Here is a 19,515-nt window from a genome sequence, read left to right as displayed (position 1 = left end):
CGGCGGCCTTCGCAGCCGCAGCGGAAACCAAGCTAACGCAGCGAACGGCAGGAATGTCCGCATTGCCGTCATCCGCCGCGCCAAAATGCTGCGCTCCATTACCAATGTCCGGTTCGGGGAAGCTGCGGTGCCGCGCAGCAGGGATCGGTTAATGTCTCCTTAGGGCCGATACCCTAATTTATGCTGGTGGGTCGAACGCTAGTTTAGTCCTAAGGAGCTAGCACTAGAAGCCGCCGCCTGACTGTTTGTTCAAGTGCCAAATCGAGAGCGCTGCGCGAAAACGATCCTTATGCATACCGACCTCGTGGAAGCGCTGGGGGTCTGCCGAATCCGATTTGAAAAACAGGGGTTATCCCCGTTGTTCCTATTTTGACTAGCATTCAAAGGCCTGTGAGGTCACAGACATGCCCATAGGGAAGGTTAACTCATTTCAAATGGATTGGAACACGACAGCGTGATCCTTGGCTGCTCTTTTAACTATGCATGTTGATGCTTGGCTATGCATTAGCGGTGATTACCCAAGCGTTGGTAGTTCCCCAAGCGTTCCCCACGGGCCAATACCCGATAGTCCCGCTAAAAGCGGCTAATGCTAAGATATTGCAAACTATGGGAAAATTGGCTCCGACGGTAGGGATCGAACCTACGACCAATTGATTAACAGTCAACTGCTCTACCGCTGAGCTACGTCGGAACGGTCTGCACCGTATAGCTATGGTAATTTACGGCGTCCAGAGGGATTTGTCACTTTTTTCCAGATTTTTTCAAAAGAGTTTTAAACCCTCCGAAATGAGGCCGTGGCGCAAAGCGGACCTAGGGGCGCAATCTTGTTTTTTCCTGTAAGGTCAATCAGATGTGCAAGGACGTTGCGGGTCGCGGCACCCAACAATGCAGGCGGGGTTTCGGTGTAGATTTCGGCGGCGAGCGCCGCAGCAGTGGCGGGGCCGTGTTCTAGGGCACGCACGATATCTGCCTCGCGGGAAAGCCGATGCGAGACCAACCAATCCAGTCGCGCGGCAGGGTCTGTCACCGGGGCACCGTGGCCAGGGTAGAACACCCGCCAGCGGGTTTGCTGCAGTTCCGCGCAGGACGCCATAAAGTCGGTCAGATCCCCATCCGGGGGCGACACAAGCGAACTGGCCCAGCCCATAACGTGGTCTGCGGTGAAACAGGCGTCGCCCCACCGCAGGCTAATATGGTTGCCGATATGTCCGGGTGTATGAATCACCTGCACTTCCCAATCGTCACCGGCGATGGTCTCTCCGTGGCGGAGAAGCTGGTCGGGGATGAACTCCGCATCGATGCCTTCGCCACCGCCGATGTCTGATGCGGCGGCCAGTTGCTGCATCACGTCGGACCGACCGGCGAAAGCATCCCCGAATGCAAGGATTGGTGCGGCACATACGCGGGCAAGGTCTCGTGCCAGCGGCGAGTGGTCAAGATGGGTGTGGGTCACAATGATATGGCTGATGTGCTGGTCGGGCCCGATCGCATCAAGGATCGCCTGCAGATGGGACTGCGAGGCGGGCCCGGGATCAATCACCGCGATGCCGCGGGTTCCTAGCAGATAGGTATTGGTCCCGCGATAGGTCATGGGCGAGGGGTTGTCGGCCACAATGCGGCGCAAACCTGGCTCTAGCGTTTCGGCAGGTCCGATGGCGGGGTCAAAGTCGTCTGGGGGCAGCATGGTTTTGCCTTTCACTGGGGCAGGGGGCTGGCTAAGGTCTATCTCATGTTCTTTGTCTGGCTCAAACGTTATATGCCCCGCGGCATCTATGGGCGTGCTGCCCTGATCTTGCTGTTGCCGGTGGTGATCTTGCAACTGGTGATGACCGTTATCTTCGCGCAGCGGAACTATGAGGGGGTCACCAACCAGATGACCGATACGGTCCTGCGCGAGGTCGCCTTGGTCATGCAGCTGGTAGAGGCAGCCCCCACAGCCGATGCCGTTGCAGCCGCTGTGCAAAATCAGCTCGCGGTGCTCGAAATGCGCGTTGCCCCAGTTTCCGCCGCCGAGATTCCGTCGCGCAACCGGATGAAATGGTATGACTATTCCGGCCGGGTGATGGTGGCGCGGTTCGAGAGTAAGCTGCCGTCGTTTTTGAGCCTCGACTTGACCCAACCAGGGGGGGTGCATCTTTATACCCGGTCACGGTTCGGCCCGCTGGATATCCAATTTGAACGCCGCCGTATTTCAGCGTCAAACCCCCATCAGCTGTTTGTGTATACCTTTAGCTTCGGCTTTTTGATGACGTTGATTTCGTTCGTTTATCTGCGCAACCAGCTGCGCCCGATCAAACGTCTGGCCCGCGCAGCCGAAGCCTTTGGACGGGGGCGACATGTGCCATATACGCCCACCGGAGCGGTCGAAGTGCGCGCGGCGGGGGCTGCTTTTGTCGATATGCGCGCGCGGATCGAGCGGCAGATCGAACAGCGGACCTTGATGTTGTCGGGCGTCAGTCATGACTTGCGCACGCCGCTCACCCGGATGCGGCTTGGGCTGGCGATGATAGACGATGACGATGCAGAGCCGCTGTTGCAAGATGTCAACGATATGCAGGGGATGCTGGACGCGTTTCTGGATTTCGCAAAAGGCACAGCCGAGGGCGAGGCCGAAGCGCTGGACCCCCACGCGCTGATGCAAACCGCGGTAGAAGACGCGCAGCGTGCGGGGCGCAACGTGACCTTGCTGCCGCCCGAGGGGGACGGGACGGGCACTGTCCGTCTGCGCCGGATGGCGATTTTGCGGGCAGTGGATAATCTGATTTCGAATGCGGTGCGGTATGGCGCGCGGGCCGAGGTGTCGGTGCTGCTGACGGACAAGACGTTACGGATCAGGGTCGAGGATGACGGACCAGGCATCCCCGAAGACCTTCGTATTGAAGCCGTGCGACCGTTCTCTCGACTTGATCCTGCACGCAATCAAAACAGTGGTAGCGGCGGTGTTGGGCTGGGCCTCGCCATCGCGACGGACATCGCCCGCGCTCATGGTGGAATGCTGCGCTTGGGGTCTTCGGACAGTCTTGGCGGTCTGCGCGCCGATATTATCGTCGCCCGATAAGGGGGACAGCCGAGTTCATCATATTCGAACATTTTCTCGATACCTTGAACCAAACACACCCTTGCGCGTTGGTACTCAAATTAATGAGGATTATGTTGATGCGTATTGTTACTGCAGCCCTTCCGTTTTTGCTGGCGTCTCCCGCCTTTGCCGTCAACCCTGATGAAATCGCGTCCACCACGTATCAGGGGGGGGCATTGACTGACGGTCAATCCAGCCTCACCGTTGTTTTGCAGGTTCTTTTGGACCGCGCCGGGATCTCTCCGGGGATCATCGATGGATATAAGGGCGCGATGAGCGAGAGCGCGTTGCGCGGCTTTGAAGCGCGCGAAGGCTTTGTGATCGACGGATTGTTGGATTCCGAAGTGTGGTCGGCCCTTGGCGGTGACGCAGCGCCCTCCGTGCTGATGCAATACACGGTGACCGAAGAGGACACCAGCGACCTCACCGCTTCCATTCCCGAACACGTGGCCGAGAAGGCCAAGATGGAAAAGCTGGGCTATACCAGCGTGTCCGAACGTCTTGCCGAGCGCTTTCATATGGACGAGGATTTCTTGAAGTCGCTGAACCCCGGCGCGCGTTTTACCGCAGGTGAAACGCTGACCGTGGCCGATGTGGGGCCAAAGATGGAAGGCGAAGTCGCGCGGATCGAGATCCGAAAATCCGAACGCCGCGCTGTTGTTTACGCAGCAGACGGTCACATGATGACCAATTACCCCGTAGCCATCGGGTCGGATGAAACCCCGTCCCCCAGCGGCAATATGACCGTCGAAGCCGTGGCAATTGATCCCACCTATAGCTACAATCCGGATGTCAATTTTGTCGCCGATGGCGTCAAGGAACAGCTGACACTGCCGCCAGGTCCTAACGGTCCGGTGGGGTCGGTCTGGATTGACCTGTCCAAGCCAACCTATGGTCTGCACGGCACGGACACGCCGGCGTCGTTGTTCACCGCTGAAAGCCACGGTTGCGTGCGGTTCACAAATTGGGACGTCGAGGAATTGGCCCATATGGTCAGCGAAGGCGTTGAAGTCGTGTTTGTCGATTGATGCGGGCTGCGGTTTTTGTCCTCTGTCTGTTGGAACCGGCAGCCGTTTTGGCTGCGGGAGCTGACAGTTCAGCCCGTCCTGTTCCCCGCCCAACGGTGCAGATCGATGCGGATGCAGGCGCGGAAGCTGAAACTGAGGTCGAAACGCCCGATGAAGGGTCCATCCACCCCGCGATTTCCCAGCCACGAGGCAAAGGAATGCGCGATACCTTGCGGCTTAACGATCCGGATTATGCCACATGTCTTGCAAACCTAGAGGGGCTTGGGGTCACCTATAGCGAAGCGGCACCCATCGTTCCGACCGACGATACCGATTGCGGCATATTACGCCCCTTGACCGTGAGCGAGATTGCGCCGGGCGTGGAAATTACCCCCGCCGCCACCATGCGCTGCCCTGCTGTCAATGCGCTGGCGACATGGACCCGAGATTTCGTTCTTCCCGCTGCGCGGCGCATGACCGACCGTGGCGCTTTGATGTCCATCCAAAACGGGTCCGGCTACATTTGCCGACGCCGCAACAATGCACCCGATGGGAAATTGTCAGAGCATGCTTTCGGGAATGCGTTTGACGTTATGGGGTTCACCTTCGCGGAGGGTCCCCCCATCGCAGTCGAGCCGCGCGAGGCGCAGGGCACTATGGCCGAGGCGTTCCAAGATGCTGTAAGGGCGTCAGCCTGTCTGGATTTTTCGACCGTGCTGGGGCCGGGATCGAACGCTTCGCATGCGGACCACTTGCATCTTGATGTGATTGAACGGTCGCGGGGGTACCGCCTGTGCGAACAGGGAGGTGGCGCGATAGAGTAAGCATCGCCCAAAACTGTGCTAAATTCAGCGCCGAAACACCTTGTCTGAATAACCAAAACTGAATGGAAGACCTGGAGCGGGTAACGAGAATCGAACTCGTAACTAAAGCTTGGGAAGCTGCCGTGATACCTTTTCACCATACCCGCGCGCCGTGAGGTGACTTAATCCGATGTGGCGGGTGCGTCAAGCGGGGTTTTTGCCCGACGCACCCTTTGCTGGCCTTGAGAACACCAATCAGCGGCGGCGGCGTCTGCGGGTACCGCCTGAGCTGTCGCCGCCGGTATTGAACGTCTCGGTTGGTAGGGTGACGATGCTATTGAGGATCGGGAAGGGCTCTACCGCGTTGGGGATGGCAGAGGCGTTGACGAAATGCTCTTGGAAACGTGGTTCGATGGCGGTCTCGATCTTGTGGATGTTACGGACCGTCTCTTCGATCTCGGCTCGGCTTGAGGTGTTGAGCAATGCGATGCGTGCGCCGGTGCCCGCCGCGTTGCCAGCCGATGTGACCTTGTCCAGCGGTGCGTCAGGGATCATGCCAAGGATCATCGCGTGTTTAGGGCTGATATGCGCACCGAATGCGCCGGCCAGCACCACGCGGTCTACCTTGTCGACACCGAATTTATCCATCAGCAGACGCGCCCCTGAGTAAAGCGCGGCCTTGGCCATCTGGATTTCGCGGATGTCGCGGTTGGTCACGGTGATGCGTGGCCCGCCATCGGCAGTGCCGTCATAGACCAGATAGGAATTGGTGCGCCCGTCGGCAAAGACATTTGCCGATCCGGTTTGTTCAGCCGTACCGATCAGGCCAGGGGCGTCGACGATGCCGTGGACGCGCATTTCAGCGACCATTTCAATGATGCCCGAGCCACAGATGCCGGTGACGCCACTGGCCCCAATCTCGGCCTCGAAGGCGGGATCATCAGACCACAGGTCGCTGCCGATCACCTTGAAGCGGGCAATCTTGGTGACGGGGTCGATCTCTACCCGTTCGATCGCGCCGGGTGCGGCGCGTTGGCCGCTGCTGATCTGCGCGCCCTCAAACGCGGGACCCGTGGGGGAGGAACAGGCCAGCACTTTTTCGCGGTTGCCCAGCAAGATTTCAGCGTTGGTGCCCACATCGACGACCAGCACCAGATCGTCTGATTTATCTGGCGCTTCCGACAGGGCGACGGCCGCCGCATCCGCACCAACGTGGCCCGCGATACAGGGCAGCAGATAGACCCGTGCCGAAGGGTGGATGCTCAGGTCCAGGTCCATAGCGCGTAGACGCAGCGCGTTCGACGTGGCCAGCGCAAAGGGCGCTTGCCCCAGTTCAAACGGGTCGATCCCCAAAAATAGGTGGTGCATGACCGGGTTGCAAACGAAAACCGCGTCCACGATCAAGCCTTTGTCGATCCCGCTCTCGGTGGCGATTTCGTCAAACAACGTGTTCATGCCGGAGCGCACCGCGCGGGTCATCTCTGCCGCGCCGCCTTCGTTCATCATCGAATAGCTGACCCGGCTCATCAGGTCTTCGCCAAAGCGAATCTGCGGGTTCATCACGCCCGAAGAGGCCACGACCTCTCCGGTTTGCAGATCGCACAGGTGCGCCGCGATGGTGGTCGACCCAAGATCGACCGCGACCCCGTAAAGCGACCCTTCGTAGAAACCGGGCCAGAGATGCATGATCCGCGGCGGGTTTTCATCATCGCCCAAATGCACGGCAACTGTGACTTTCCATGCGCCCTTGCGCAGAGCGGGTTGCAGCGTTTGCAGGATTTGCAAATCGGCCTTTACGTTCTCAAGCTCCCATTGGTCGAGCAGAGCATCGCACAGACGCTCAAGATCGCCCGAGGGGTCGTGCATGTCGGGTTCAAGAACCTCGACGTAAAAGAGCTTGGTCGACGGGTTCAGGACGATATCGCGTGCTTCGGCCCGTTTGCGGACGACTTGTTTGTGGACCTGACTTTCGGCGGGCACGTCGATCACCACATCGCCCATGATTTGCGCCTGACAGCCCAGACGGCGGCCCTCGATCAGTCCGCGCTTGTCTTGATACCGCTGCTCTACGCTGTTCCATTCCGACAAGGCATCCTGGGCCACGGTGACCCCGTGTTTGGAAAACTGCCCATAGCCGGGAGAGACCTGACATTTCGAACAAATCCCGCGCCCGCCGCAAACGGAGTCCAGATCGACGCCCAACTGCCGCGCCGCCGTAAGCACCGGTGTGCCCTTGGCAAAGTGACCGCGTTTGCCCGAAGGCGTGAATACCACAAGGGGATCGTTGCTCATCTATCTTTATCCTCAACACTTTGCCGCACCATAGCGTAGCAGGCGGCAGGCGAAAGCCACGATGCGGCATAATGCCGGTCATCTGCGCCTGTGCGCCTCTGTGCGCGCACGCCGTGGTGACATAGCTGCGTTGCACAATGTCGTTAAGGTGCAAAAGGGTCTTTCCAATGCGACCCATCCATGAAATATGAAACCGCCAAATGAACCCATGCAAGCCGAGGTGCAAAATGGAGATTCGTGAGGCTCTGACCTTTGATGATGTACTACTGGTGCCAGCGGCATCCACCGTGTTGCCGTCTACGGCTGACACGCGGACCCGCGTGACCAAATCAATCGCGCTGAACATTCCGCTGCTTAGCTCTGCGATGGATACGGTGACCGAAAGCCGCATGGCGATTGCCATGGCACAGGCGGGCGGCATGGGGGTTATCCACCGCAACCTTACGGTCGACGAACAGTCCAAGGAAGTGCGCCGTGTCAAACGGTTTGAATCCGGCATCGTCTATAACCCGATCACCCTGCGGCCCGACCAAACGCTGGCGGATGCCAAGGCGTTGCAGGAACGCTATCGGGTCACAGGCTTTCCTGTGGTGGACGAAGCAGGTCGCGTCGTCGGTATCGTAACCAACCGCGACATGCGTTTTGCTTCTGACGATGCGACGCCTGTACGGGTGATGATGTCGAGCGATAATCTGGCCTTGCTGCAAGAGCCCGCAGATCGGGACGAGGCGATCAGCCTGATGAAGGCGCGCCGGATCGAAAAGCTGTTGGTCACGGATGCGCATGGCAAGCTGACCGGTTTGCTGACCTTGAAAGACACCGAGCTGTCGGTGCTGAACCCCACCGCGTGCAAGGATGATCTTGGGCGGCTGCGGGTTGCTGCAGCGACGACTGTCGGGGACGCGGGCTATGAGCGTTCGCAGGCCTTGGTGGAAGCCGGTGTCGACATGATCGTGATTGACACCGCGCATGGCCACTCTGCCGGCGTCGCAGAAGCCGTCCGCCGTGCGCGGGGGCTATCAAGCACGGTCCAGATCGTTGCGGGCAACGTTGCCACGGGCGACGCCACGCGTGCGTTGATTGATGCGGGTGCGGATGCCGTTAAGGTCGGTATCGGCCCGGGGTCGATCTGCACCACGCGGATGGTCGCCGGTGTTGGGGTGCCCCAACTGACCGCGATCATGGATTGCGTCAAAGCGGCGGGCGATGTGCCAATCATCGCAGATGGCGGCATCAAGTTTTCGGGCGATTTTGCCAAGGCAATTGCGGCAGGCGCGTCCTGCGCGATGGTCGGCAGCATGATCGCCGGCACCGATGAATCCCCCGGCGAAGTGATCCTGTATCAGGGCCGCAGTTTCAAAAGCTATCGTGGGATGGGCAGCCTTGGCGCAATGGCGCGCGGTTCGGCCGACCGGTATTTCCAAAAAGATGCCGCCTCGGACAAGCTCGTGCCCGAAGGGATCGAGGGGCAGGTGCCTTACAAAGGCTCCGCCAATGCGGTGGTACATCAGTTGGTTGGCGGTCTTCGCGCGGCCATGGGGTATACCGGCTGTGCCACGGTCGACGAGATGCGCAATAACTGTACTTTCGTAAAGATCACCAATGCGGGTCTGTCCGAAAGCCACGTGCATGACGTTCAGATCACGCGGGAATCTCCCAACTACCGCATCGGGTAAGTCCCTCCTATCAAAGGCGTAATCTACGTGACTCAAGCATGACCCCCGGCGCGCGCATCTCTGCCGCCATCGAGATTTTGAACACAATGGCGGATGGCGTTCCGGCAGAGCAAGCCTTGACCCGTTGGGCCCGTGGCAGCCGCTATGCAGGGTCCAAGGACCGTGCGGCGGTACGCGATCACGTGTTCGATGTCTTGCGGCAACGGCGATTGGCGGCGCACCTGGGGGCCGGCGAAACCGGGCGGGCGCTGATGATTGGGGTGCTGCGCGCGCAAGAGATCGACCTTGGGCCGCTGTTCAACGGGCAGGGCCACGCGCCGCTGCCGCTCTCCGAAGACGAGGCCACTGTGCCCGATGCGCCGAGCGATGCGGCGGTCTTATGGAACCTGCCGGATTGGATCATACCCCTGTTTCAGGCATCGCTGGGGGAGCGGGCCGACACGGTCGCGCAGGCCCTCCAGTCGCGGGCCCCGATTTCTGTACGGGTTAATACGGCGCAGGCATCGGTGGCCAATGTGACCCAGGCGCTAGCAGACGCCGGGATCGAAACGCGCGCCAATGATCTGTGCGAAACGGCCCTGACGGTGACTTCCGGAGAACGTAAACTTCGTAATTCTGACAGTTACTTGCACGGTGATGTTGAACTTCAGGATGCGGCCAGCCAAGCGGTTGTTGCAGCGCTGCCTGCCGGCACCCGTATGCTTGATTATTGCGCCGGTGGCGGTGGCAAGGCACTGGCGATGGCAGCGCGTCGCGATGTTTCGGTTTTTGCTCACGACATCGACCCGCGCCGGATGATCGATCTGCCTGCGCGTGCCGAACGCGCAGGTGCAACCGTTAAGCAGTTGGAAACGGACGAGCTTGAAGGGGCAGCGCCTTATGATGTTGTGCTGTGCGACGCGCCTTGTTCCGGTAGCGGCTCATGGCGTCGATCGCCCGAAGGGAAATGGACATTTACAGCCAGCCGTCTGGAAGAATTGACACATATCCAGGACAAAATTCTGGATCATGCGGCGACCTTAACTGCTGATACGGGCACTTTAGCCTATGCAACGTGCTCTGTTCTGCAATCGGAGAACGAGGACCGCGCGGATGCATTCATTGCACGTAATTCCGGGTGGAAGCAGGTTTTTTCACAACGATTTGAAGTAGATAATCAGGGAGATGGATTTTTCACCGCACATTTTAAACGTGTTTAAGATAATTTAAACTCAACTTTTGAGTGTCATTTTCTTTGACCTGATCGCGAATTAACAGCACATTAACCTTCATACGCCTAAATGGACTTGGTTCCACAGGTCGGGGAGAATGTGTTGGCGGAATATGGTGCGGTTCGTGAAATATTTCTTGGTAAACGTCCGCTATTGCTTTTAGCTTTTGTCGTTTCCGCCGCCCTTCTAAGTCTCATCGCCCCCGCGCGCTCTCTTGCGATGGTGTTACAGGCCACCAGTGCCACGGTGGCGATCGCAGTGTTTGTTAAATGCGTCGATGCGGCGCTGCGCCAGAGCCAGAAAAAAAGGCACCGTAGCGCCGCTACGGCAACGATTGCCGAAGACCCGCACCCCTGCGTTTTGACCACCGTAGCTGGCGCGATCATCACGCAAAACCCCGCTGCAATAGAAACGTTTAACCGGCCCACGCCGGCGCAGGTATCAGATCTTTTTGTGACGCTTTTTGCCGATCCCGTTGCGCTGACTGCACGGTTGGCTCTGCGGGCTTCCGATACAGGCGCCGCAAAGGACGACATCACCACACGGGACGGCACCATGCGTTTGTCGGTCCACCGCGTTGGCGAGGATCTGCTGTGGCGGCTTGAAACACTGTATGGCGTAAGCGATGCGGTTGCCGGCACCAAAGGCTATGCGTTGCCGATGGTGATGGTTAGTCAGACAGACGTCATTTTGTTCATGAATGCCGCCGCGCGCGCAATGGTGGGCAAGCGTGTGACCGCGCTTAGCCAGATCATCGGGGCGCTGCCATCTAGCACGGGAAAAATGGTGACGGTGCAGACGGCGACGGGGCCCCTGTGTATGACGATCACCGAGGTGCCGGCGTCGGCCAATCGGCGAGCGCTGTATTTCCTGCCGCATGGTGACGACGGGTACAAGGAAGTCGGGTGGTCGGCGCTCCAGCAGCTTCCAATTCCGCTGATAAAGGTGGCCCCGGGAGGAGAGGTAGTATCCTTCAATGACCCCGCGCAATGTCTGGTTGGGGCAGAATTGCTGAAGGGGACCGCCCTGTCAGACCTTATGGAGGGGTTAGGCCGTTCAATCGGAGGCTGGTTACAAGACACGATTGATGGGCGTCTGCTGCAAAAGCCCGAATTTTTGCGACTAAAGCGGAGTGACAAAGAGATATTCGTTCAGGTGCGTCTGAGCCTGATCTCCGAAGGCGGAACGCCGGCGCTGATCGCCGTCCTTCACGATGCGACAGAGCTAAAGTCGCTTGAAGCGCAGTTTACCCAAAGCCAGAAGATGCAGGCAATTGGCCAGCTCGCCGGTGGCGTGGCGCATGATTTTAACAATCTGCTTACTGCAATTTCAGGACATTGTGATCTGCTGTTGCTTAGACATGACCCAAGCGACCGCGACTATAGTGATCTGGTTCAAATCGACCAAAACGCGAACCGCGCGGCCGCGCTGGTAGGGCAACTGCTCGCGTTTTCGCGCAAACAGACGCTGCGCCCTGAAACCGTGAATATGCGCGATACGTTGGCCGATCTTACTCATTTGCTGAACCGCCTCGTTGGTGAAACGGTGACCTTGACGCTAAGCCACGATCCCATTTTGCAGCCGATCAGAGCTGACAAAAGACAGCTCGAGCAGGTGTTGATGAACCTGATCGTCAACGCCCGCGATGCGATGCCGGCGGGCGGGGAAATCAAGGTAACGACTGAAAATACCCAGCTTATTGAGCCTTTGACCCGCGATCGGGTGACGGTGCCGGCGGGAAAATATGTGACGGTACGGGTCGCGGACGAAGGTGAAGGCATTGCGCCGGACCGTTTGCAGAAAGTTTTTGAGCCCTTCTACACAACCAAACGCACGGGCGAGGGGACTGGGCTGGGGCTGTCGACGGCATACGGTATCGTCAAGCAGTCTGGCGGCTATATCTTTATTGATAGCGTGGTGGGGAAAGGCACAATATTCACCCTTTTTTTCCCTTGCCAAACCAAGGCAATCGACCCGCCGAAGCCGCTGAAAGAGCCTCTGCCTCTTACAGGGGGCAAACGGGATGATGGTACCATTTTGCTTGTCGAAGACGAAGCGCCTGTACGCGCTTTTGCAAGCCGCGCACTGCGCATGCGCGGATATACCGTGCTGGAAGCGGATTCAGCGGAAATGGCGCTAAAGACCCTCGAGGATGAGGCGCTGACCGTTGATGTGTTTGTGACTGATGTGATCATGCCCGGAATGGATGGCCCGACCTGGGTACGCGAAGCGCTGAAAGAACGACCGGGTGTGCCGGTCGTCTTTGTATCAGGCTACGCCGAAGACAGCTTTGGGGACGCGCAGATGACGATACCGAATTCGGTGTTTCTGCCTAAGCCGTTTTCTCTGACAGAGCTGACCAATACCGTGAACAGTCAGATGCAGTAAGCTATCGCTTTTTCACGAAATCGAGTCGTAGAGCGCAAACTCCTGTTCGAACTTACGCCTGAACCGTTGCTCTACGTCATGTGATAGATGCAAATCCATTTGAGGAGAGACATTCTCGGACTTCAGGTCCAGCTTCACCTCGAGCCGTTGCTCAAGAAAGGACTTTAGCCGATCCTGATTTTCGTATTTGAAATAGTGGGTTATTCCTGTCCCATTCGGCTGAGACGCCAGAAAATTTGACTGGCTCCCCACATCGGCGAACCCCGGTTTCTTGCCCTTCATATAGGCGAGGATGAACTCGTCAAAACTGACGTCGAAGGTTGCATTTGGCTTGCCCTGCATGAAGGGGCGCCGGCGATAGCGATACCAGCTGCCCAGCCAGCTGATCGGCTCGCGCATGACCGCCATCAGTTCCAGTTCTGCGTCACAGACCTTCAGAAACATGGGGCGGATAAACCGATTGTAACGATAGACCGGCGCATGTTTCAGCATCGGCGGCTCAGATATGACCATATCGGCGCGGGGTGCGAGCGCGGTTTCATAGGCAGTTGTACCGGTCTTGGGGACCGACAAAAAAGCAAGGCGTTCTTTAAAGAAAACAAGCACTTGAAAGAATACCTTTGGTCAAGAAAATAAATAATCCAGCATATCAATAGAATGTTAATCAGTTCGCGAAATAGATGAAAGGGGAAACAAACACGTTGTAATGTTCTCATTTTAGTCTCATATGGAACATACAAAGAACATCAAGATGGTCGGGGCATGATGATTGCGGCTTGCAGACCACTGTGACAGTAAGAGGATAACCTATCATGGCAACGGCAGATCTTTTGACTATGGACAACAAGAAACAAGCTGAAAAGCAAAAGGCCCTAGACAGCGCACTGGCACAGATTGAACGCCAGTTCGGTAAGGGGTCGATCATGAAACTTGGGGCCGAAGGGGCCATTCAGGACATCACGGCAAGCTCGACCGGGTCTTTGGGCCTGGACATTGCGCTTGGCATTGGCGGTTTGCCTATGGGGCGGATCATCGAGATTTATGGCCCGGAATCTTCGGGTAAAACGACGCTCACCTTGCACTGCGTCGCAGAGCAGCAGAAAAACGGCGGCGTTTGTGCCTTTGTGGACGCTGAACACGCGCTTGACCCCCAATACGCGCGCAAACTGGGCGTCGATATTGACGAGTTGCTGATTTCCCAGCCCGACACTGGTGAACAGGCGCTCGAGATTACCGATACGCTGGTACGGTCCGGTGCGGTGAACATGGTGGTGGTCGATTCCGTCGCTGCGCTGACCCCGAAGTCCGAGCTGGAAGGCGACATGGGCGACAGCTCGGTTGGGGTTCAGGCCCGCCTGATGAGCCAAGCGATGCGCAAGCTCACCGGTTCGATCTCGCGGTCCAACTGTATGGTGATCTTTATTAATCAGATCCGGATGAAGATCGGCGTTATGTTTGGCTCGCCGGAAACGACAACGGGCGGCAACGCGCTCAAATTCTATTCCTCCGTCCGTCTGGATATTCGCCGCATCGGCGCGCTGAAAGATCGCGACGAAGTGGTCGGCAACGCCACACGGGTCAAAGTCGTCAAGAACAAGGTCGCGGCGCCGTTCAAGCAGGTCGAATTCGACATCATGTACGGGGAAGGCATCTCTAAGATGGGCGAACTGTTGGATCTGGGGGTCAAGGCCGGCGTGGTCGATAAATCGGGCTCGTGGTTCAGCTATGGCGACGAACGGATCGGGCAGGGGCGTGAGAATGCCAAGACCTTCCTGAAAGAGAACATCGCCATGGCCAATGAGATCGAGGACAAGATCCGCGCCGCTCATGGGCTGGATTTTGCTGGTTCTGGCAGCGATGACGCGGACATTCTAGAAGCGTAACGCTTTCACCGCAGATGATTAGAAAAGGCGTGCCCCAGTGGCGCGCCTTTTTTCGTGGGGGCTGCCTGTGGACAGTGGTCTGTCACGCAGGTATTCGAAGGTAATTGTTTTTTGCCCCTCGAAAGGCCCCGCATATGAAGACGCTCAACGATATTCGCTCAACCTTCCTTGGTTATTTTGAAAAGCAGGGTCACTCGATCCAGCCGTCCAGCCCGCTGGTGCCACGGAACGATCCTACATTGATGTTCGCGAATTCGGGTATGGTGCAGTTCAAGAACCTGTTCACCGGCGTTGAAACCCGCGACTATTCTCGTGCGACGACCGCGCAAAAATGCGTGCGCGCCGGGGGCAAACACAATGATCTGGATAACGTCGGCTATACCGCGCGGCACCATACGTTCTTTGAAATGTTGGGCAACTTCAGCTTCGGTGACTATTTCAAAGCCGAAGCTATCGCCTTTTCCTGGGAGCTAATCACCAAGGAACTGGGCATCGACCCAAACCGGCTTTATGTCACCATCTATCATACGGATGATGAAGCCGCAGAGATCTGGAAGAAAGTCGCGGGCTTGCCCGACGACCGGATCATCCGCATCGCGACGGATGATAACTTTTGGATGATGGGTCCCACAGGCCCTTGCGGCCCATGCTCCGAGATTTTCTACGATCATGGCGATCACATTTGGGGCGGCCCTCCCGGCTCCCCCGAGGAAGACGGTGACCGGTTTGTCGAGATTTGGAACCTCGTATTCATGCAATACGAACAGTTCGAGGATGGCAGCCGCAAGGCATTGCCGAACCAATCCATCGACACGGGCATGGGGATCGAACGGGTTGCGGCGTTGCTGCAAGGCACCAACGACAACTATGCGACCGACCTGATGCGCAACTTGATCGAGGCGAGCGCAAATGCCTCCAACTCAGACCCCGACGGTCCGGGCAAAACGCACCACCGTGTGATCGCGGATCACCTGCGTTCGACGTCCTTCCTGATCGCGGACGGGGTGATGCCTTCGAATGACGGACGTGGCTATGTGCTCCGGCGGATCATGCGCCGCGCCATGCGTCACGCGCATCTTCTCGGTCTGAAAGACCCGCTGATGCACCGCCTTGTACCGGAACTTGTGCGCCAGATGGGTGGGGCCTACCCCGAATTGGGGCAGGCCCAGTCGCTGATCACAGAAACGCTCTTGCTTGAAGAAACCCGTTTCAAGCAGACGCTGGACCGCGGCCTAAAGCTGTTGGACGACGAATTGAAAGGCCTGCCCGCCGGTGCCGAACTGTCCGGCGAGGCCGCGTTCAAGCTTTATGATACCTATGGCTTCCCAGTCGACCTGACGCAGGACGCCCTACGCGAACAGGATCGCAAGGTCGATTTGGACGGCTTCAATGCTGCGATGGATGCGCAAAAGGCCAAAGCACGCGCGGCGTGGTCCGGCTCGGGCGAAGCGGCGGATGCGACCGTTTGGTTCGACGTCGCCGAGAAATCCGGCACCACCGACTTTTTGGGCTATGACACCGAAACCGCCGAAGGGCAGATTGCCGCCTTGATTCAGGACGGGACGCAGGTCACCGAGGTCAAACAGGGTGACAGCGTTCAAATCGCGCTGAACCAAACACCGTTTTACGCCGAAAGCGGCGGTCAGGTCGGGGACACCGGCACGATCAAAACCGACAGCGGCTTGGTCACTGTGACTGACACCCGCAAGACGGCTGGCGTGTTTATCCATATCGGCGAGGTGACCGAGGGAACGATAAAAACCTCTCAGGCTGCGGTGCTGGATGTTGATCACGCACGTCGGACATCGATCCGTGCGAACCACTCTGCCACCCACCTGCTGAACGAAGCGTTGCGCAACACGCTTGGGGATCACGTCATGCAGCGTGGCTCGCTGAATGCGGCAGACCGTTTGCGCTTTGATTACAGCCACAACCACCCGATGACAGCGGATCAGCTGGCCGCCGTCGAGGATGAGGTGAATAGCTTTATCCGTCAGAACACCGGCGTTGAGACACGGATCATGACCCCAGACGACGCCCGCGAGATGGGTGCACAGGCTCTCTTCGGCGAGAAATACGGCGATGAGGTTCGCGTTGTCTCAATGGGCCGAGAGGCCGGATCGGGCAAAGGCGTGGACAAGCAGACCTATTCGCTCGAACTTTGCGGCGGTACCCATGTGCGCCAGACCGGCGACATCGGGGCATTTGTTCTGCTCGGCGACAGCTCCAGCAGCTCGGGCATTCGCCGGATCGAGGCGTTGACCGGGACCGAGGCGTTGAAATGGCTGCGCACTCAGGAAACCGCCCTGTCGCGCGTTGCAGCTGAGCTCAAGACTTCCACCGTGGATGTGCCGGACCGTGTGCGCGCGCTGCTTGACGAACGCCGTGCGCTCGCCAATGAGGTCGCACAACTGCGCCGTGAGTTGGCCATGTCCGGCGGCGGAAACGCGGGCGCTGCGGCCCCGCGCGACGTGGGCGGGATCAAGTTTATCGCTCAGGTTCTCAATGGTGTGACGGGCAAGGATCTTCCTGCGCTCATCGACGAACACAAGGCGAAGCTCGGGTCGGGCGCAGTCCTACTGATCGCTGATGCCGATGGTAAAGCCGCCGTTGCTGCGGGTGTCACTGCCGATTTGGCCGCCACGCTGTCGGCGGTGGATATCGTCAAGACAGTCGTTGCCGAACTGGGTGGCAAAGGTGGCGGTGGCCGTCCTGAGATGGCTCAGGGTGGCGCGAAAGATATCGCAAACGCCGAGGCAGCGATTGCCGCGGCTGAAAATGTTCTGAAAGGATAAACCCCATGCCTGCTCTCTGGATCGCTCATGTCACCGTCACTGATGAAGACGCCTATGGTAAATATGCCAAGCTCGCTGGCCCCGCTATCGCGGCGCATGGCGGCAGCTTTCTGGCCCGTGGTGGCCGGTTCGTCCAGCTCGAAGGCAAAGAGCGCCCGCGCAACGTCGTGGCCCGTTTTGCGTCGGTCGAAGATGCGGTGGACTGCTATAACTCCGACGCCTACCAAGAGGCGCTGAGCCATGCCAAAGATGCCTCAGAACGCGAACTGATGGTCGTCGAAATCGACGGCTAAAGCCTAGGTTGAACCTCTGTCGGCGGGCCAAACCGGGCCGCCGACCACACCAAATCTCCCCCCAACATCGCTAGACATAAAAAAAGCAGGGCCGAAACAGCCCCGCTTTCCAAATGGTATTAAATCCTGGGGTCTGGGGCAAAGCCCCAGTCCAGTGATCGTTTAGCTTAAGCTGATTTCGCCATCCGCTTCCGCTCGTGCGGGTCCAGATAACGCTTGCGCAGCCGGATAGCGTTTGGTGTCACTTCAACCAGTTCGTCGTCATCGATATAGGCGATGGCCTCTTCGAGGCTCAGCGTGATGGGTGTGGTCAGACGAACGGCTTCATCGGTGCCCGACGCGCGAACGTTGGTCAGCTTCTTACCTTTCAGCGGGTTCACTTCAAGATCGTTCTCGCGGCTGTGTTCGCCAATGATCATGCCAGTGTAGACGTCGGCCTGTGGGCCGATCATCATTCTGCCACGCTCTTCAAGGTTCCACAGGGCGAATGCCACCGAGGTACCGTTTTCCATCGAGATCAGAACGCCAGCGCGACGGCCCGGGATCGGGCCCTTGTGCGGTGCCCAGGAATGGAAGACGCGGTTGATGACGCCTGTACCGCGTGTGTCGGTCAGGAATTCGCCGTGGTAACCGATCAGGCCGCGCGATGGGACATGGGCCACGATGCGGGTTTTACCGGCACCGGCGGGCTTCATCTCTACCAGCTCGCCTTTGCGGACGCCGGTGATCTTTTCGATGACCGCGCCAGAGTATTCGTCATCCACGTCAATGGTGGCTTCTTCGATAGGCTCGTGGCGGACGCCATCGATTTGTTGGAACAGAACCTGCGGGCGGGAGATCGAAAGCTCGAACCCTTCGCGGCGCATGTTCTCGATCAGAACGCCCATTTGCAATTCGCCACGACCGGCAACCTCAAAGGCGTCGCCACCCGGGGTATCGGAAATCTTGATCGCAACGTTGGATTCGGCTTCCTTCATCAGGCGCTCGCGGATCACGCGCGACTGAACTTTCTTGCCATCACGACCGGCCAACGGGCTGTCGTTGATACCGAAGGTCACGGTGATGGTGGGCGGATCGATCGGCTGGGCCGGTATTGCTTCGGAAACTGAGGTTTCGGCAAGCGTATCGGCCACTGTTGCCTTGGACATACCGGCGATGGATACGATGTCGCCTGCCTCTGCCAGCTCGATGGCCGTCTGCTCAAGCCCGCGGAAGGCTAGGATCTTGGTGCAGCGGAAGTTTTCGATCAGCGTGCCGTCGCGCGACATGGCTTTGATGCTCTGGCCCGCTTTCAACGTGCCGGTTTCAACACGACCTGTCAGCAAGCGGCCCAGGAACGGGTCACCGCCAAGGGTAGTGGCAAGCATGGTGAACGGCTTGTCAGTGTTTTCGATTTGCTTTGGCGCGGGAACATGCTCGAGCACCAGTTTGAACAAAGCGTCAAGATCTTTGCGCGGGCCATCCAGCTCCAGATCAGCCCAGCCGGAACGACCGGAGGCGTACATGTGCGGGAATTCGAGCTGTTCATCTGTGGCATCAAGGCTGGCGAACAGATCAAAGCATTCGTCCAGCGCGCGGTCAGGCTCGGCGTCTGCCTTGTCGACTTTGTTCAGCACAACGATAGGGCGCAGGCCCAGTTTCAGCGCCTTGGAGGTCACAAATTTGGTCTGTGGCATCGGGCCTTCTGCGGCATCGACGAGCAGGACAACTCCGTCTACCATCGACAGGATGCGTTCAACTTCGCCACCAAAGTCGGCGTGACCGGGGGTGTCGACGATGTTGATACGGGTGTTGTTCCAAACAACCGACGTCGGTTTTGCGAAGATCGTGATGCCGCGCTCGCGCTCCAGATCGTTGCTGTCCATCGCGCGCTCGGTCGTCGCCTGGTTTTCACGATAGGTGCCAGATTGTTTCAGAAGCTCGTCGACCAGCGTCGTTTTGCCGTGGTCAACGTGAGCGATGATTGCGATATTTCGCATGTCCATTGGGGTATGCCTTTGATACGGGAGGGGGCCGCGCACGCTCTCGCACCGCAGCATTTGGGCAGCGCTTAACGCGATACGCCACAGAAAGCTAGCCCTAAAGGAT

13 protein-coding genes and 2 tRNA genes are annotated in these 19,515 nt (G+C 58.3%); 9 read left to right on the top strand and 6 right to left on the bottom strand.

Going from position 1 to position 19,515, the window contains the following annotated elements:
• Positions 1–616: 616 nt before the first annotated feature.
• Positions 617–691 (bottom strand) — tRNA-Asn (locus E5180_RS05180).
• 81 nt (positions 692–772) lie between these two features.
• Positions 773–1,684 (bottom strand): MBL fold metallo-hydrolase, encoded by a 912-nt coding sequence (locus E5180_RS05175; protein WP_138923459.1) that lies wholly within the window; start codon positions 1,682–1,684, stop codon positions 773–775.
• Between the two features lie 45 nt (positions 1,685–1,729).
• Between E5180_RS05175 and E5180_RS05170 the strand changes: the two genes are divergently transcribed.
• The 3 genes from E5180_RS05170 to E5180_RS05160 all read left to right on the top strand — a co-directional run bounded on the left by E5180_RS05170 (position 1,730) and on the right by E5180_RS05160 (position 4,910).
• A complete protein-coding gene (locus E5180_RS05170) occupies positions 1,730–3,058 on the top strand; it encodes an ATP-binding protein (protein ID WP_138923458.1) in 1,329 nt (442 codons plus the stop codon).
• Between the two features lie 98 nt (positions 3,059–3,156).
• Positions 3,157–4,107 carry a L,D-transpeptidase family protein gene (locus tag E5180_RS05165; RefSeq protein WP_138923457.1) on the top strand — a complete coding sequence of 317 codons (951 nt, stop codon included), beginning with the start codon at positions 3,157–3,159 and terminating at the stop codon, positions 4,105–4,107.
• A 95-nt stretch (positions 4,108–4,202) separates the two neighbouring features.
• Complete coding sequence (locus E5180_RS05160; RefSeq protein WP_171048899.1) at positions 4,203–4,910, top strand: extensin-like domain-containing protein; 708 nt, start codon at positions 4,203–4,205, stop codon at positions 4,908–4,910.
• Between the two features lie 72 nt (positions 4,911–4,982).
• Here the strand turns inward: E5180_RS05160 and E5180_RS05155 are convergent.
• Both E5180_RS05155 and E5180_RS05150 read right to left on the bottom strand, forming a co-directional pair.
• Positions 4,983–5,056, bottom strand: a tRNA-Gly gene (locus E5180_RS05155).
• A gap of 88 nt (positions 5,057–5,144) precedes the next feature.
• Positions 5,145–7,181: an ASKHA domain-containing protein gene (locus E5180_RS05150; RefSeq protein ID WP_138923455.1), complete on the bottom strand. Its 2,037-nt coding sequence runs from the start codon at positions 7,179–7,181 to the stop codon at positions 5,145–5,147.
• A 227-nt stretch (positions 7,182–7,408) separates the two neighbouring features.
• On the opposite strand from E5180_RS05150, the gene guaB reads away from it, so the two are divergent.
• The 3 genes from guaB to E5180_RS05135 all read left to right on the top strand — a co-directional run bounded on the left by guaB (position 7,409) and on the right by E5180_RS05135 (position 12,456).
• Positions 7,409–8,857, top strand: coding sequence for an IMP dehydrogenase (gene guaB, locus E5180_RS05145; protein WP_138923454.1), 1,449 nt, complete (start codon positions 7,409–7,411; stop codon positions 8,855–8,857).
• Between the two features lie 38 nt (positions 8,858–8,895).
• Entirely contained in the window at positions 8,896–10,056 is a 1,161-nt protein-coding gene (locus E5180_RS05140) for an RsmB/NOP family class I SAM-dependent RNA methyltransferase (RefSeq protein WP_138923453.1), read from the top strand.
• 81 nt (positions 10,057–10,137) lie between these two features.
• On the top strand, positions 10,138–12,456 hold the full coding sequence (locus E5180_RS05135; RefSeq protein ID WP_138923452.1) for an ATP-binding protein: 2,319 nt from the start codon (positions 10,138–10,140) through the stop codon (positions 12,454–12,456).
• 12 nt (positions 12,457–12,468) lie between these two features.
• On the opposite strand, the gene E5180_RS05130 is transcribed toward E5180_RS05135, so the two are convergent.
• Positions 12,469–13,062 carry a gamma-glutamyl kinase gene (locus E5180_RS05130; protein WP_138923451.1) on the bottom strand — a complete coding sequence of 198 codons (594 nt, stop codon included), beginning with the start codon at positions 13,060–13,062 and terminating at the stop codon, positions 12,469–12,471.
• A 206-nt stretch (positions 13,063–13,268) separates the two neighbouring features.
• Between E5180_RS05130 and recA the strand changes: the two genes are divergently transcribed.
• The 3 genes from recA to E5180_RS05115 all read left to right on the top strand — a co-directional run bounded on the left by recA (position 13,269) and on the right by E5180_RS05115 (position 17,427).
• Positions 13,269–14,339: a recombinase RecA gene (recA, locus tag E5180_RS05125; RefSeq protein WP_138923450.1), complete on the top strand. Its 1,071-nt coding sequence runs from the start codon at positions 13,269–13,271 to the stop codon at positions 14,337–14,339.
• 134 nt (positions 14,340–14,473) lie between these two features.
• The gene (alaS, locus tag E5180_RS05120; protein WP_138923449.1) at positions 14,474–17,134 is read left to right on the top strand and encodes an alanine--tRNA ligase; all 2,661 of its coding nucleotides are present in this window, start codon (positions 14,474–14,476) and stop codon (positions 17,132–17,134) included.
• 5 nt (positions 17,135–17,139) lie between these two features.
• Positions 17,140–17,427, top strand: coding sequence for a DUF1330 domain-containing protein (locus E5180_RS05115; protein ID WP_009826907.1), 288 nt, complete (start codon positions 17,140–17,142; stop codon positions 17,425–17,427).
• Positions 17,428–17,594: 167 nt separating this feature from the next.
• Here E5180_RS05115 and typA read toward each other — a convergent pair whose 3' ends face one another.
• Positions 17,595–19,412: a translational GTPase TypA gene (gene typA, locus E5180_RS05110; protein WP_138923448.1), complete on the bottom strand. Its 1,818-nt coding sequence runs from the start codon at positions 19,410–19,412 to the stop codon at positions 17,595–17,597.
• Positions 19,413–19,515 lie beyond the last annotated feature (103 nt).

Source organism: Sulfitobacter sp. BSw21498 (assembly GCF_006064855.1).
Taxonomy (GTDB): Bacteria; Pseudomonadota; Alphaproteobacteria; order Rhodobacterales; family Rhodobacteraceae; genus Sulfitobacter.
This window is presented reverse-complemented; position numbering and strand designations above follow the sequence as displayed.

Bases quoted from the DNA above. Each gene is read 5' to 3' on its own strand.
- E5180_RS05170 (WP_138923458.1), top strand. From the start codon at position 1,730: ATGTTCTTTGTCTGGCTCAAACGTTATATGCCCCGCGGCATCTATGGG.
- E5180_RS05115 (WP_009826907.1), top strand. From the start codon at position 17,140: ATGCCTGCTCTCTGGATCGCTCATGTCACCGTCACTGATGAAGACGCC.
- recA (WP_138923450.1), top strand. From the start codon at position 13,269: ATGGCAACGGCAGATCTTTTGACTATGGACAACAAGAAACAAGCTGAA.
- guaB (WP_138923454.1), top strand. From the start codon at position 7,409: ATGGAGATTCGTGAGGCTCTGACCTTTGATGATGTACTACTGGTGCCA.
- typA (WP_138923448.1), bottom strand. From the start codon at position 19,412: ATGGACATGCGAAATATCGCAATCATCGCTCACGTTGACCACGGCAAA.
- E5180_RS05150 (WP_138923455.1), bottom strand. From the start codon at position 7,181: ATGAGCAACGATCCCCTTGTGGTATTCACGCCTTCGGGCAAACGCGGT.
- E5180_RS05140 (WP_138923453.1), top strand. From the start codon at position 8,896: ATGACCCCCGGCGCGCGCATCTCTGCCGCCATCGAGATTTTGAACACA.
- alaS (WP_138923449.1), top strand. From the start codon at position 14,474: ATGAAGACGCTCAACGATATTCGCTCAACCTTCCTTGGTTATTTTGAA.
- E5180_RS05165 (WP_138923457.1), top strand. From the start codon at position 3,157: ATGCGTATTGTTACTGCAGCCCTTCCGTTTTTGCTGGCGTCTCCCGCC.
- E5180_RS05135 (WP_138923452.1), top strand. From the start codon at position 10,138: ATGGACTTGGTTCCACAGGTCGGGGAGAATGTGTTGGCGGAATATGGT.
- E5180_RS05175 (WP_138923459.1), bottom strand. From the start codon at position 1,684: ATGCTGCCCCCAGACGACTTTGACCCCGCCATCGGACCTGCCGAAACG.